13 protein-coding genes and 1 CRISPR repeat array are annotated in these 14192 nt (G+C 71.9%); of the genes, 7 read left to right on the forward strand and 6 right to left on the reverse strand.

The window, feature by feature from the left end:
- Window positions 1-58 precede the first annotated feature (58 nt).
- The 4 genes from cas3 to ACFQRF_RS19300 all read right to left on the reverse strand — a co-directional run bounded on the left by cas3 (window position 59) and on the right by ACFQRF_RS19300 (window position 6558).
- A complete protein-coding gene (gene cas3, locus ACFQRF_RS19285; protein ID WP_379872529.1) occupies window positions 59-2896 on the reverse strand; it encodes a CRISPR-associated helicase Cas3' in 2838 nt (945 codons plus the stop codon).
- Window positions 2897-3101: 205 nt separating this feature from the next.
- A CRISPR array of direct repeats spans window positions 3102-3800; the repeat unit is 28 nt; unit sequence GTGAGCCCCACGCAGGTGGGGGTGGACC.
- A gap of 70 nt (window positions 3801-3870) precedes the next feature.
- Window positions 3871-4620: an ABC transporter ATP-binding protein gene (locus ACFQRF_RS19290; protein ID WP_379872530.1), complete on the reverse strand. Its 750-nt coding sequence runs from the start codon at window positions 4618-4620 to the stop codon at window positions 3871-3873.
- The gene (locus ACFQRF_RS19295) at window positions 4593-5501 is read right to left on the reverse strand and encodes an ABC transporter permease (protein WP_379872531.1); all 909 of its coding nucleotides are present in this window, start codon (window positions 5499-5501) and stop codon (window positions 4593-4595) included. Before ACFQRF_RS19295 ends, ACFQRF_RS19290 begins: the two co-directional genes overlap by 28 nt.
- 67 nt (window positions 5502-5568) lie before the next feature.
- Window positions 5569-6558 (reverse strand): ABC transporter substrate-binding protein, encoded by a 990-nt coding sequence (locus tag ACFQRF_RS19300; protein ID WP_379872532.1) that lies wholly within the window; start codon window positions 6556-6558, stop codon window positions 5569-5571.
- Window positions 6559-6736: 178 nt separating this feature from the next.
- Here ACFQRF_RS19300 and ACFQRF_RS19305 point away from each other — a divergent pair, with 178 nt between their 5' ends.
- Window positions 6737-7516 carry an IclR family transcriptional regulator gene (locus ACFQRF_RS19305; RefSeq protein ID WP_379872533.1) on the forward strand — a complete coding sequence of 260 codons (780 nt, stop codon included), beginning with the start codon at window positions 6737-6739 and terminating at the stop codon, window positions 7514-7516.
- A 21-nt stretch (window positions 7517-7537) separates the two neighbouring features.
- Here ACFQRF_RS19305 and ACFQRF_RS19310 read toward each other — a convergent pair whose 3' ends face one another.
- Entirely contained in the window at window positions 7538-8638 is a 1101-nt protein-coding gene (locus ACFQRF_RS19310) for an LLM class flavin-dependent oxidoreductase (RefSeq protein WP_379872534.1), read from the reverse strand.
- Between the two features lie 94 nt (window positions 8639-8732).
- Here ACFQRF_RS19310 and ACFQRF_RS19315 point away from each other — a divergent pair, with 94 nt between their 5' ends.
- From ACFQRF_RS19315 to ACFQRF_RS19340, 6 genes are all read left to right on the forward strand, one after another.
- Complete coding sequence (locus tag ACFQRF_RS19315; protein ID WP_379872535.1) at window positions 8733-9278, forward strand: cupin domain-containing protein; 546 nt, start codon at window positions 8733-8735, stop codon at window positions 9276-9278.
- Window positions 9275-10195, forward strand: a complete 921-nt coding sequence (locus ACFQRF_RS19320; RefSeq protein ID WP_379872536.1) for a DsbA family oxidoreductase — start codon at window positions 9275-9277, stop codon at window positions 10193-10195. Before ACFQRF_RS19315 ends, ACFQRF_RS19320 begins: the two co-directional genes overlap by 4 nt.
- A gap of 2 nt (window positions 10196-10197) precedes the next feature.
- The gene (locus tag ACFQRF_RS19325) at window positions 10198-10749 is read left to right on the forward strand and encodes a flavin reductase family protein (protein WP_379872652.1); all 552 of its coding nucleotides are present in this window, start codon (window positions 10198-10200) and stop codon (window positions 10747-10749) included.
- Window positions 10750-10865: 116 nt separating this feature from the next.
- Window positions 10866-11180, forward strand: a complete 315-nt coding sequence (locus tag ACFQRF_RS19330; RefSeq protein WP_379872537.1) for a hypothetical protein — start codon at window positions 10866-10868, stop codon at window positions 11178-11180.
- Window positions 11180-12196: a zeta toxin family protein gene (locus tag ACFQRF_RS19335; RefSeq protein WP_379872538.1), complete on the forward strand. Its 1017-nt coding sequence runs from the start codon at window positions 11180-11182 to the stop codon at window positions 12194-12196. The genes ACFQRF_RS19330 and ACFQRF_RS19335 overlap by 1 nt, the downstream gene beginning before the upstream one ends.
- 19 nt (window positions 12197-12215) lie before the next feature.
- Entirely contained in the window at window positions 12216-12917 is a 702-nt protein-coding gene (locus ACFQRF_RS19340; RefSeq protein ID WP_379872539.1) for a histidine phosphatase family protein, read from the forward strand.
- A 14-nt stretch (window positions 12918-12931) separates the two neighbouring features.
- Here ACFQRF_RS19340 and ACFQRF_RS19345 read toward each other — a convergent pair whose 3' ends face one another.
- A complete protein-coding gene (locus tag ACFQRF_RS19345) occupies window positions 12932-13990 on the reverse strand; it encodes a type I restriction endonuclease (protein WP_379872540.1) in 1059 nt (352 codons plus the stop codon).
- Window positions 13991-14192: the final 202 nt, after the last annotated feature.

Below are 14192 nucleotides of genomic sequence, written 5' to 3' on the forward strand. Positions count from 1 at the left end.
GTGGGGCCTGGACGTGCGGCCGACGGACGTGCAGAGGTCGCGGAGATGCGGGTGGCGGTCAGTCACCGGCGCGGGAGCCGTCTCGCTCCACCACCAGCCCCAGTTCGTCGTCGAGGAGCGCGGTCCGGCCCGCGATCTCGGCGGGCCGGACCGCGCCGTCCCGCGACAGGCCGTGCACGAGGAGGCGGACGTCGCGCAGGTGGACGTTCGCGCTCCACGTCTCGGGGACTGCGGCGCTTGCGTTGTCCTCGTCCAGCCAGCTCGCCGGAACGGGGATCGTGCGGGCCAGGAGGAGACGCAGGTCGGCGGGGGTGAACGTCCCGTCGGGGCTGCTTCCTCGGGCGGGCAGTGCGCGGTCACGACCCCGGTCCAGCCAGCGCTCTCCCTGGTCGTCCTCGTAACAGCAGATGACGCGCAGCGACTCCGCGCCGAACCGGGTCGCCACCTTGGATTCACCGAGGTCGTCGCGGTCCGTGAGCCGGTACAGGTCCCGCCGCACTTCCGCCGGTGGCGGGACTGCCGCGTTCGCCCCGAGCTGCCGGTGCGCGATCTCCTCCGCGAGCCGGTCGACGTCACTGTCGGGGTTGCCGAGGTTCAGGTCGGCATGCTCGTACATGCCGTCCACGAGCTCCTGCACGTCCTCGGGGACGCGGATCGGCCGTCCCGCCCACTTGCGCAGCAGGTTGTGCGTGCGCAGCAGGAGCGACGGGTGGTAGACGAAGCGCCACGGCCGCGGGAGTGACCGCGTGTCGTCCGGCCGGGCGGGGGCTATGACGACCATGCGCGGTTCCCGCGCCCATTCCGGCCGCTTGATGAGGTCCAGGTGCTCGTGCCGCCAGCACCGTCCGGCCCGCTGGAGCAGGAGGTGCATCGGCGCGAGGTCGGTGACGAGCAGATCGAGGTCGAGGTCTAGGCTCTGTTCGATGATCTGCGTCGCGACGAGGATCGCCGACCCCGGCCGCGCGCCCTCGCGGGCGCCCTGCTTACCGAACCTGCGCACGATCTCGGAGGTGATCAGCTCCCGCTGCTCGGCCGGAAAGCGCGAGTGCAGCAGGTACAGCTCCAGGCGAACCCCGGCCTCCGCGTCTCCGAAGCGGTCGGCCAACCGCCCGGCGATCTGGTCGTAGGTGCGCTGGGCCTCGGCGACGGTCGTGCAGATGACGGCCGCGCAGCCGCCTTCATCGAGGAGACCGGCGAGTTCGTCGGCCAGCGCATCGGCCCGCCCCTCGGCGCCGCCCAGGTCGACCTCGCGCAGCGATACCGCGAGGGGTGGGCGCGGCGTGGTCGGCAGCGGTTCCGGGTTGGCGGTCACCTCGTGGGTGCGCCCGTCGACGTAGAGCCACCCCGGGTAGGCGATGGCGGGTGGAGCCGTGCGCTCGCCGCGGCGCCGGCCTGCGCCTTTCAGATAGGCGTCGACGAGCATGGCGGCGATCTTGTGGTGCAGCGTCGCCGACAGCAGCACCACCGGCACCTGGAGCCTGCCGAGCCAGGTGAGCAACCGGGTGAGCAGGGCCTGCATATACGGGTCGGCGGAGTGGACTTCGTCGATGACGACCGTCTTGCCGCTCAGCCCGAGCATGCGAACGACGTTGTGGCGGCCCCGCAGGGCCGCCATGAGCGCTTGGTCGATGGTCCCGATGGCGTAGTCGGCGAACAGCCCGCGCTTGCGCCCTTGGAGCCACTCCGTCACCTCGATGAGACGCCGCCGTTCCGGCGACTCCACGCTGGTGGCGCCGACGTCCCCGTCTCCGGGGCGGACGCCACTCGGCGGACCGGGGACTTCCGGGAGGTAGTCGGTGTTCAGCCACGCCATGCCGTGCAGCAGCGTCATGCTGCCGGCAGCGTCGACGCGCCCGTCCAGGTACGCCCGCACGCGGCCGTACATCTGGTCCGCGGTGGCCATGGTGGGCAGGGCCAGGTACAGCCCATTGCGGCCGGACGCCCGGCCCATGATCTCGGCGCCGTACAGTCCCGCTTCGGTCTTGCCCTCGCCCATCGGCGCCGCCACGACCAGCAGGCCGGGGCCGGTGCACAGCTCAGGCAGCCACCGTTCGAGGGACCGCTGGAGGCCGTTGGGCTGCGGGATCCCGGGAAACGCCGCCGTGAACCCCCCGCTCCGTGCCGGGGGACGAGACAGCCCCGCCTCGGCCAGCAGGCCGGGAACAGTGCGGCGCGCCACGGCGAGATGCCGCCGCAGATCCGCGGGGCCCTCGGAGAGAAGGGCGAGCTGCCGGCGCACGAAGTGCAGCTGGCTCACCAGCCAGTCGGCCTGAATGACGATCCCACAGACCAGCGCGGCCACCACCCCATCGATCCGCGACGGCGGAGCCGGGCGCCCCATCAGCTCACTGACCACATCAAGGTGCGCGCGCCGCTGCTCCTCCCACGCATCGTCGGCGTAACCGAGCGCCCGCAGCGGTGATGCCGAATGGCTCTCCTCCTGATGGTGGAATCGCCCGTGGTGCCCGCCGAGCAACTGCGCGACCATAGTCGCGGCGGCGGGCATGCCTTCCGCTGGATACCCGATTCGCGGGAGTGCGTATTGCAGCCACTGGGCGGCCACGTGATCATGACCGTGATGAACCGTGGACGCCGGGTATTCTTTCGGGAGGGCGGACGAATCCATTGCCTGAAACTCGTAAGTGATCTTGCCGATATCATGCAGCGCAGCCCAATGGGCCACCAGGAGACCCGCACCATCGACGTCCACTCCGAGCCCGTCGGAAATGGTCGACCGGGTACCGTCGGCTATGTGATCGCGCCACAGCGCTTCGGCGGCCGCTCCGGCATCGAGGAGATGACAGGCGACCGGATAGGTGACACCTTCCCCCAATCCATCCGATTTCCCCCACAGACGAAGATCAACACAATGCCCCCGATCTTCGCGAGAGGGCACAGAATCGTCCGACAAGGATGAATCCCCTCAGTCCAGTCCTCCCCGATACCTGCGTAGATAAGTAACAAGGGCCGAGGATTATTGGGCTTTCAGGAGAAAAATCTTGAAACTACTTTCTGCGTCTGAGCGACTACAGGAGACTCCAGTAGGCGGCCATTTTTGGTCACAAATCAATAACGGCCAGCGTCGTCCCAGGTGAGGAAGTGTGAGCCCCACGCAGGTGGGGGTGGACCGCACACACGTCGCGCGGGATATCACGCGCATCGGTGAGCCCCACGCAGGTGGGGGTGGACCGCCCCCCATCGCCTACTACGGCTCGAAACTGAGGTGAGCCCCACGCAGGTGGGGGTGGACCGCATTTCACGCGCCCCCTGACGTAACCGAGATGGTGAGCCCCACGCAGGTGGGGGTGGACCTGCGCTCAGGATGAACGTGCTGAGGAGGTACTCGTGAGCCCCACGCAGGTGGGGGTGGACCGTGCAGCGGGACCGGCATCCGCGCACACGTGGGGTGAGCCCCACGCAGGTGGGGGTGGACCTGCCGGACACACTCCGGCGCGTGTCCCGGGGGCGTGAGCCCCACGCAGGTGGGGGTGGACCGCGCGTTCAGCAGGTTGGTGCGGATCTCGTGTTGTGAGCCCCACGCAGGTGGGGGTGGACCGCGGCCCAACTGGCCCCAGGCGCGAGTTCCCCGGTGAGCCCCACGCAGGTGGGGGTGGACCGGTCGTCTCCGAGGTGACCTCGGCCCCCTCGGCGTGAGCCCCACGCAGGTGGGGGTGGACCGTGGTCGCGCCGGTGCCGGCCGGGCGGCAGCGGGTGAGCCCCACGCAGGTGGGGGTGGACCGCGCGCGACCGCGCGGTGGCAGGAGCTCGGCCGGTGAGCCCCACGCAGGTGGGGGCGGACCGACTCGCAACCCGTCCCCGCCGGTCCGCAGCGCCTTCGACTCCGCTGCTCCGGCCAAGCGCCCACTCCCGTCAGTGCCGGTCCACCCCCAGCCTGGCCAGCAGGTCTGCTCGCAAGGCCACGAACTCCGGGGCCGAGCGTCGGCGTGGGCGGGGGAGGCCGATCGGCTGGTCGTGGGCGATCACGCCGTCGCGCATGACCAGCACCCGGTCGGCGAGCAGGACGGCCTCCTCCACGTCGTGGGTGACCAGGACGACGGCGCAGCCGTGGCGCTGCCAGAGTTCGGCGACGAGGTCCTGGGCTTTGATCCTGGTGAGCGCGTCGAGCGCGGAGAAGGGTTCGTCGAGCAGCAGCAGGTCGGGGTCGCGGACGAGCGCGCGGGCCAGGGCCGCGCGCTGGGCCTCGCCTCCTGAGAGGACCTTGGGCCACACGTTCACCCGGTGGCCGAGGCCGACTTCCTCCAGGGCGCGGACGGCACGGTTCCGGTCGGGGCGGCCGGGCAGGCCCAGGACGACGTTGCGCCATACCCGTTTCCAGGGGATCAGCCGCGGCGCCTGGAAGCCGACCGCGCGCCTGCGGGCCACGGTGACCTCGCCGGTGATGTCGTGGTCGAGGTCGGCGAGGACGCGCAGCAGGGTGGATTTGCCGCAGCCGCTGGCGCCGAGCAGTGCGACGAACTCGCCGGGCGCCACGTCGAGGGAGAGGCCGTCGATGACGGCGCGCCCGTCGAAGGCGCGGGTGAGACCGCGCACCCGCACGACGGTGCCGTCGGCGGGAGCGGCTGGTGCGGGGGTCAGGTTCCGCTGAAGGCCGGACGCCATGCGAGAAGCACCCTTTCGAGGACGCGGACGATGAGATCGGCGAGGAGGCCGAGGAACGCGTAGAGGACGAGGCAGACGACGATGACGTCGGTCTGGAAGAACTCACGGGCGTTGTTCATGAGGTACCCGATACCGGACGAGGCGTTGATCGTCTCCCCGAAGACCAGCGCCAGCCAGGCGGAGCCGAGGGCGTAACGCAGGCCGACGAGCGCGCTGGGCATGGCCCCGGGCAGCACGATGTGCCGGACGGTGCCGAATCGGCCGAGCCCGAGCGTGCGGCCGGCCTCGATCAGCGCGGAGTCGACGTTGCGGATCCCCCCGTAGATGTTCATGTACAGCGGGAACGTGACAGTGAGCGCGATGAGGGCGATCTTGGGTTCCTCGCCGATGCCGAACCAGATGATGAGCAGCGGGATGAGCCCGATGGTGGGTACGGTGCGCAGCATCTGCACGGGGGCGTCGATGAGGTCCTCGCCCAGGCGGAAGAGCCCGGACACGGTGGCGAGGACGACGGCGGCGCCGATCCCGATGCCCAGGCCGGCGAGCACCCGGCTGAGCGAGGTCAGCACGGCGTCCTGCAGTTCGCCGGTCTCGGCGAGTCCGGCGGCCGTTGCGACGATGGTGCCGGGGGCGGCCAGGGTCTCCTCCGGTAGCGCCCCGGTGGTGCTGGCGAGCTGCCAGAGCAGAACGAGGGCGAGTGGGCTGGCGGTCTTGATCAGCCAGCGGGGCGGGCGGCCGCGGCGGCGCCCGCTGGAGTGCACCGTCTCGGCCGGGACGGCAGGGTCCGGCGTCCCGGTGCGCCGCCCGGCCGTGTCGGGTTCGGCGGGGTGGGGTTCGGCGGGATCGGACCGGAGTCCGGCGGGGGGCTGGTGCAGGCTCACGGGCGTTACTCCTCAGGTCGGCGGTCGGTCTCGGGCGGTCGGGGAGCCGGGGCGGCACCGGCTCGGATCAGCCGACGTCCCCGGCCCGGTCGACCACGTCCGTGACGTGCGCGGTGAGGTCCAGCTCGCGGTCCGGGAGCACCTGCCCGTCCACCCAGGTGCGGTGCACGGCCGCGAGTTCCTCGGCGAAGGCGTCGTCCACGGGCACCCTCCGGTAGGCGGTGTTGGAGTCGCCCACCTCCCGGGCGATCTCGACGGGCTGCCGGGAGAACTCGGCGTAGAACTCGGCGTAGGCGTCGGAGTCCTCCCGTCCCCACGCGTAGGCGCGGTCGACCCGGTCGGCGTAGTCGGCGATGGCCTGCACCCGGAGCGGGTCGGCCAGCGTCTCCTCGGTCGCGCTCAGCACGGAGTAGCCGGGCAGCAGGTCTTCGCCGTCGACGAGCACCCTGGCGTCGAGCTCGCCGACGGCGCGCGCCTGGTACACGCCCCAGATCGCCCAGGCGTCGATACTGCCGGAGGAGAAGGCGGTACTGGCGTCCACCGGCGCGAGGAAGGACGCGTTGACGTCGCCCGCCGACAGCCCCTCTTCGCGCAGCGCCTCCAGCAGCAGGTAGTGGCCGATGCTGCCGCGGGTCGTGGGCGACACGTCGGCGCCTCGGAGGTCGGCGACGGACCGCGCGGCGCTGTCCTCGGGCACGAGGAGGGCGGTGCCCTTGCCGTCGTTGGACCACGCGGCGACCGCGCTGATGGAGGATCCGCCGGCGATGGCGCTCACGGTGGGGGCGTCCGCCGCGGCCCCGATGTCGATGGCGTCGGCCTTGAGGGCCTCGTGCAGGTTGACCGCCGCGGCGTACTCGGACCACTCGATCTCATAGGGCACGTCGTCCAGCAGCCCGGCCTCCTCCAGCAGCGCGCGGGTGGCTCCGGTCTGGTCGCCGACGCGCAGGGTGACGTCGGAAATGTCCTCGGCGCGCACGTCGTCGCCGGCGGCGCATCCGGCGGCCAGGACGAGGGCCAGCGCGAGCGTGGCGGCCGGGGCGCCGCGGTGGACGGTCATGAGGGGCTCCGATTCCAGTACGCCACTGACACGGAGGGCGTTCCACATTGTGCTCGTACGGTCCCGCAATATAGTAATCTCTACTAAGTCAGTCAAGTTAGTGGATTTACCGGAGCGGTACTCCGGCCCCGCGCCCCGCACCGGTGCGACCGGGCCGGGCGGGAGCGACACTGTGGGAATGACGATCGACACCTCCAGCCGGCCGGCACCGCGTCCCCGCGCCGGGACCCAGTCGGTGGACCGAGCCATCGCGATCCTGCGCTGTTTCGAGCGCGCGGTGACGCTCACCCCCACCCAGGTCGCCCACCGGCTCGATCTGACGGTGAGCACCGCGCACCGCCTGATGCGGGCGCTGCACGAGACGGGCCTGCTCGGCCGCGACCCCGTCACGGAGAGCTACCACCTCGGCGTGACCTCGGCCGTGCTGGGGCGGCTGGCCCTCGAACGGCTCGGCACCACGGTCATGCAGCCGACACTTGAGCGCCTGCGGGACGCCACGGGCGAGTCGGTCACCCTGGGAGTGCGTTCCGGCGACGAGGTGGCCGTACTCGTGCAACTGCCGTCCGCGCACCCGCTGCGCTACGACCAGCAGCCGGGTGCCCGCAACCCGATCCACGTCTGTTCCATGGGCAAGACGCTGCTCGCCTTCGGCGACCCGGCCGTGGCACTCCCCGAGCCCTTCCCCCGCTACACCGACGCGACCATCACCGACCGCGCGTCCCTGGACGCGGAGCTCGCCCGCGTCCGTGCGCGCGGATACGCGGTCAGCGACGGGGAACGGGTGATCGGCGTGCGCGCCATCGCGGCACCGGTCCGCGACCACGCGGGCCGGGTGTTCGCGGCGGTCGCGCTGCAGGTCCCCAGCGTCCGGTTCGGCGACGACCGGCTGGCCGAGCTGGCCACGGCCGTGACGGCGACCGCGGCCGAACTCTCCGCCCAGGCCCCGGGCCGCGGCTGACCGCGCCCGGCGCCCGCGTCCTCAGACCGCCGCGGCGGCGCGGTGCGCCAGCTCCGAGCGGACCAGCGGAAGCAGGTCCCGCCCGTAGGCGACCGCGTCCTCCAGCGGCTCGTAGCCGCGGATGAGGATCGTGGTCACCCCGATGTCGACGTAGTCGAGCAGGGCGCGGGCGACCGTCTCGGGGCTGCCCACCAGCGCGGTCGAGTTACCCGCCGCCCCCGTGGCCTTGGCCGTGGCGGTCCATAGCGCCCGGTCGTGCACCTCACCCCGATCCGCGGCCGCCAGCAGCCGTCGTGACCCGGCGCTGGACTCCCGGTTCAGCACGTAGGGAGCGCTGCCGTTGCCGGCCGGCGGCACCGTCCCGCCCTCGATGACGCGCAGGATCGACCGCGCCCGCTCCCACGCCTCCTCGTCGGTGCGCCCGAGGATCGGGCGGAAGGACACCGATATCCCGACCTCGGCCGGATCCCGGCCGGCCGCGGCCGCCGCGGCCCGCACGGAGGCGATCTGCTCCGCGGTCTCCCGCAGCGGCTCGCCCCACAGCGCGTAGACGTCGGCGTGCCGCCCGCCCACCCGGTAGGCGTCCGCGGAGGATCCGCCGAAGTAGATCGGCACGCGTGGCCGGGTGAACGTGGGGACCCGGGACAGCGCGCCTTCGACCCGGTAGAACTCGCCCTCGAACGAGAACGGCTCGGTGGCCGCCCAGGTGCGGCGGACCACGTCGAGGTACTCGTCGGTCCGCCGGTACCGCGTCGTCTTGTCGGTGTGGTCGCCGTCGCGGCGCTGCTCGGTGTCGCTGGCGCCGCTGATGATGTGCACCGCGATCCGGCCACCAGTGAACTGGTCGAGCGTGGCGATCTTGCGCGCCCAGACGGTCGGTGCGACGAAGCCGGGCCGGTGCGCGATGAGGAAGCCGAGTCGTTCGGTGTGCGCGGCAGCGTACCCGGCGACGGCGAACCCGTCGGCGTCCCACGAGTGGTAGCCGATCAGCACCCGGTCGAAGCCGGCCTCCTCATGCGCCTGCGCGAACCGGCGGGTGTAGTCGCGGTCCAGGAACGGGCCGCGTACGGGGCGGATCTCCGAGGCGTCGCTGGTCCGGATCATGCCGATGAACTCGACCATGGTTCCCTCAATCCCACATTGCGTGAATGGCGCCTCGTAATGTAATAATTCCTAGTAACTTGGTCAAGTAAGTGCGCTATGGAGAGGATCCGCCGTGCCCCAGGAGTCCCGGCAGAACACCGACGGAACTGAGCACCCGCCGTCGCACGGCGACCGCGTCTGGCACGGCCGCCTGGAGCACGTCCGGGCCGCCGACCTGACCAGCGACACCCGGCAGACGTCCGGGATGCGGCGCTTCGAGGCCGTCTCCGGCAAGACCGTCGGCTCACGCAAGATCTGGATGGGCGAGACTCACGTCGGCCCGGCGACGAACTCGGGCGACCACCACCACGGCGAGGCCGAGACCGCCATCTACGTCGTCTCCGGCCACCCCTCGTTCGTGTTCGCCGACGGCGACGAGGAGGTGCGCATCGACACCGGCCCCGGCGACTACATCTTCGTGCCGCCCTACGTGCCGCACCGGGAGGAGAACCCCTCTCCCGACGAGGAGGCCGTGGTGGTCATCGGCCGCAGCACCCAGGAGGGCATCGTGGTGAACCTGCCCAGCCTGTGGGCGACCGCGGAGGAGGGGCTGCCCGCCGACGCCGCCGGAGGACCGGAGCCGGACGGCGACGCGCCGGCCGACGGAGCCGGCCGGTGAGCGCCGCACCGCCGGTCACCGTCACCGAGTACACCGATCCCGGCTGCGTGTGGTCCTGGGCGGCCGAGCCCCGGCTGCGCTGGCTGCGCCTGCGGTACGGCCACCTCCTCGCCTGGCGCCAGGTCTTCGGCGTGCAGATCGCCGACCTGCGGGCCGAGCGCCCGGAGTTCGACCCACGGGCCGACGCGCCCGAGTACCTGCGCCGGTGGGCCTCCGTCGCCGAGCGCACCGGCACCCCCCTCACCGCCCGGCTGCACTGGATGCACGGCTCCACCGCACCGGCCGGCCGGGCCGCCATCGCCGCCCGCGACCAGGGTGACGCGGTCGCCGCCCGTGTCCTGCGCCGGCTGCGCGAGGCGGTGTTCCTGCACGGCGAGCCGGCCGACACCGCACCGCGAGTGCGCGCCGCACTGGCCGGCGTTGCAGGGCTGGACCCGGAACGGCTGCTGGCCGCCATGGAATCCGCGGAGGTCCGCACGCGCCTGCGGGCCGACGCCGCCGAGACGCGCCGCGTCCACCCCGCCACGGCGGCGGCCGCCGCGACGGGTCCCGGCACGCCCGCTCCCGGGCACCCGGTCGCCGAGGGCTCCGGCCATCGTTACGCCTTCCCGACCCTGGTCCTCACGGCCGGCGCCCGGGCGATCGTGCTGCCCGGATTCCGCGGCACGGAAGAGTACGAGGCCGCGCTGACCGAACTGCTCCCCGGCATCACCGGCCGCGCCCGCCCGTTGCCGCCCGCCGACCGGCTGCTCCGGGAGACCGGCACCCTCACCGGCCCCGAGGTCGCCCTGCTCGCGGGCGGGCGCCCGCCCACCGGCGCCGTCCGGGTCCGCACCGGGACCGGCGACGTGTGGCTGCCGCGCGCGGCGGACGCCGCACCATCGGCCATCCCGTCCGTGGAAAGGAGCGCATCGTGAGCATCGACCACGCCCGGCCGGGGGCGAGCCGAGTCCCCGTTCCGGCGGGTGGGGACGCGGCGGAGACCCCGGACATCTCCCCCGACGGGTTCCGGCACGCCCTGGCCGGGCATCCCGCCGGTGTCGTGGTGGTCACCGCGCGGGTCGGCGGGGAGCCGGTGGGCCTGACGGCCTCCTCCTTCACCAGCGTCAGCCTGCGCCCACCGCTCGTGTCGTTCTACGTCGCGGACGGTTCGTCCACCTGGCCGCGGCTGCGGCGCGCCGGCCGCTTCGCCGTCACCCTGCTCGCCGAGGACCAGAGCACGCTGGCCGCCCGCTTCGCCTCCCGGGAGGCGGACCGGTTCGGCGCCCCCACCGCATGGCGGACGGGGCCGCACGGCACCCCGCTGCTGGACGGCGCGACCGCACACCTGGTCTGCCGGACGCACGAGATCCGGGCGCTCGGCGACCACTGGCTGGTCGTCGGCCGGGTCGCCGGTGCCGAGGTGCACCGCACGGACGCCCCGCTGCTGTACCACCGGGGAACGTTCGGCGCGTTCCGCCGGCACGCCTGACGTCGCGCCGTCCGCGGGGGACGGACGTCCGCGCCCCGGCCGTCGGCACATGCCGCCACGTGACCGGAGCAGGTCACGTGCGTCCTCTGGAACCGGCGCCGGACTAGGGTGGCGGTATGGAAGCACAGCCGGGGCGCGATCCCGACCTGGAGCGACTGCTCGGCGGCGCGGCGGCGGTCTCGTCCGGCGAGCGCGCCGAGTCGGACTACGAGACGCTGCGCGACCTGCTGCGCGAGGCGATCGGCCTGTGCGTCCACCTCGCCCGCGCGGCCGAGGCGGCCGGGGACACCCGCCGTGCGGAGGAGCTGGGACGGCGGCGCCGGTCGTTCGCCGACGTGCTTCGTGACGTACGGGTCGACGACACCGCCCGCGTCCGCCGGTCGACCGAGGAGGTCCTGCGCTTCATCCGCGACGCGGAAGCCCAGGCGTAGTGGACGCGGCGCCCGGCCCGTACACGCTCCCCGAGGAGGAGAACGCGCGGATCTTCCGGGACGAGATCGTCCCGGATCACCTGGCCGGCCGGCCGCGCCAGCGCGCCCCCGTCCTCGTCATCGTGGGCGGCGCCACCGGGGCGGGTAAGACCCGGGTCACCGACGCCATCACCAGCACACTGAACCGGCGCGGCGGGGTCCTCCACATCAACATGGACGACTTCAACCCGCACCACCCGGACTACTACTCGCTGCGGCGCGACGATCCCGGCAACGCCAGCACCCACCTGTGGCCGGACGGCCTGCGCTGGTGGCGGCAGGCACAGGAGTACGCGGCGGCCCAGGGGTGCGACGTCATCATCGAATCGGCCATGCGGACCCCGGCCGAGTTCGAGGACATCGTCGGTCATTTCGGGCCGCGCGGCTACGAGACCCACCTCGTCCTCATGGGCGTTCCGGAGGCGGTCAGCAGGCAGGGCGCCCTGGGCAGGTTCCTCGACCAGTACGAACGCCTGGGGCGCGGCCGTTATGTGCCGCCGGAGGTCCACGACGAGTGCTACGCGGGTGTCGCCCGCGCCGCCCTGGCCGTCGAAGACCGCCGGGTGACGGTCGACCACCTCTTCATCCTGCGGCGCAGCGCCGAGGGCGTCTACCCCAGTCGACTGCACGACGATGGGATCGGACCGAGCGCGGCGCTGGCCGCCGAACGCTCCCGCCCCTGGACGGAGGGCGAGACGCTCCGGTTCCAGACCCGTCAGGCGGCCCTGCGGACGAAGGCGCAGAGCCTCCCGGAACGACTGCGAGAGCTGGACGAGATCGACGGCCTGGCGCGGCCGTACCTGCACCGGCCGGGCGGCACCGCCGTACCGGCCCGGCCGCCCACCCCGGGCTTCGGACTGGTGCAGGCCGCCCGCCAGCCGACCGGGACCGTCCCGCCCGCCGGAAAGGACGCGGAACGGCCCCCAGGCCCGGCGTCCGATCCCCCGCGGCACCGCCTCGGCCCGCAGCAGCGCTGAACCGGAAGGAAACCACCCGTTGCCCAGCACGCGCGACCTGCCGTTCCTGGCCGAACTCACCGTGGTACGGCACGGCGAGAGCCTGGCCAACGTCGCCTTCGCCGAGGCGGAGGCGCACGGCCACGACCCGCAGGGCCTGCCCGCGCGGGACGCCGACGTCCCGCTCTCCGGCCGTGGCGAGAAGCAGGCCCGCCGCCTCGGCGAGAACTGGCTGGCCCGCCTCCCCACCGCCGGCCGCCCCGGAGCCGTCGTCGTCTCCCCCTACGTCCGCGCCGGCCAGACCGCCCGGACCGCGTTGGCAGCGGCCCGCCTCGACCTCCCGCTGTACGTGGACGAGCGCCTGCGCGACCGGGAGATGGGCGTCCTGGAACTCCTCACCCCGGCTCAGATCCGCCGCCGTTTCCCGGAGGAGGCCGAGCGCCGGGCGAGGATCGGCGAACTGTACTACCGCGCGCCCGGCGGCGAGTCCTGGGCCGACATCGCCCTGCGCACCCGCAGTGTGCTCGCCGACCTGCACGAACGGCACGCGGGCGAGCACGTCCTGATCGTCGCCCACGACGCGACGGTACTGCTGCTGCGGACCGTCATCGAGGGCCTCGACGAGGCGGGCATGACCGCGGCACCGTCGGCGCACAACGCCGCCGTCACCCGCTGGGCGTTCCAGGACCGGTACACGGCCCGCCTGCTGGACGACAACGTGGTCTCCCACCTGGCGGACTGACCACCGCGATACGCCTAGGCGAGATGGTGTCGCACCGACTCCCGGATCGCTTCGGCGTGCTGGTAGATGCCGTCCAGAGAGTCGATGAGGTGGCGGGTTTCGTTCTTGTCCGCGTCGAAGACGCCGAGGTACTTCCGCGACCGGCCGTTGAAGTGCAGTCGTGCGATCGGCTTCCGGTTGTTGTCGTCGAGCAGGACCGCGAAATAGGACTTGGAATCGCGGTGCACGATGCGGTCGGGCTTCACTTCACTGCACGCGATCGCCTTGACGATCTGATACCCCTCCAGTTCCTCCAGGGTGGTCTCGATCCCGGTGCCGCCGTCCGGGTGCTCCGGGGCGACGGCCTCCTCGGCGCGCGGCTCCACATCCGCCGCCGGGAATCCCGAGCCGAGCGCGGTCTTCAGCCGGTCGTTCACCTGCTCGTTGAGGAACTGCGCGGCGGCCTTCATCACCAGAGGGGCGAACTGCTCGCGCACCTTCTTGGTGAACGAGCCATCGTGGACACGGCTGGCGAAGAACCGGATCCACTCGTCATCGGGCTCCCGGAACTGGGTCGCCAGCGTGCGCTTGATCTCGCCGATGTACTTCAGTTCGCCGGCCGCGCTGATAACGGAGTCGAGGTCGAAGTCGTCCTTCGTCAGTTTGCGGAGTTCGGGGAGGAGCGTCTCGTCGATGTCGGTGAAGTCGAACACCAGGAAAGGCTTGACGTCCATCCGGTTCGGCGCGTCGAGATCGGTGTAGAACTGGTAGGTCTCGCCGTTGGTGAGCACCGCGATCCGCGCGTTGGTGACCGCGAAATAACGATACAGCTGTGACGCGTGCTCAGTTCTGAGCGGCCCACTCGACTTCTTGCATTCGATGAGGATCTGCACCTCGCCGTCTCGCATGATCGCGTAGTCGACCTTCTCACCTTTCTTCACGCCGACGTCGGCCGTGAATTCGGGGACGACCTCCAAGGGGTCGAAAACGTCATAGCCGAGGATCGTCGATATGAACGGCATGACGAAAGCGTTCTTGGTGGCCTCCTCGGTGACGATCACCTCTCGCTGGCTCTGCACCTTCGCGGAAAGCACAGCCACCTTCTCATTGAATTCCATACGCCACCCACCCCTGACCACCGACACACCTGATTACGCGATCCGGCTTTCCACCGGGAAAATGAGGACGAACGAGAGCGGGCAGCATTCACCTGGGGACGTGCGCCGCCCAGGGCGGACCTTCTCTTATTCCCGTCCTACTCGCAGCCTGGATTCAGGATGTTACCTGGAAAACGAA

The organism is Marinactinospora rubrisoli (genome assembly GCF_042664915.1).
Classification (GTDB): Bacteria; Actinomycetota; Actinomycetes; order Streptosporangiales; family Streptosporangiaceae; genus Marinitenerispora; species Marinitenerispora rubrisoli.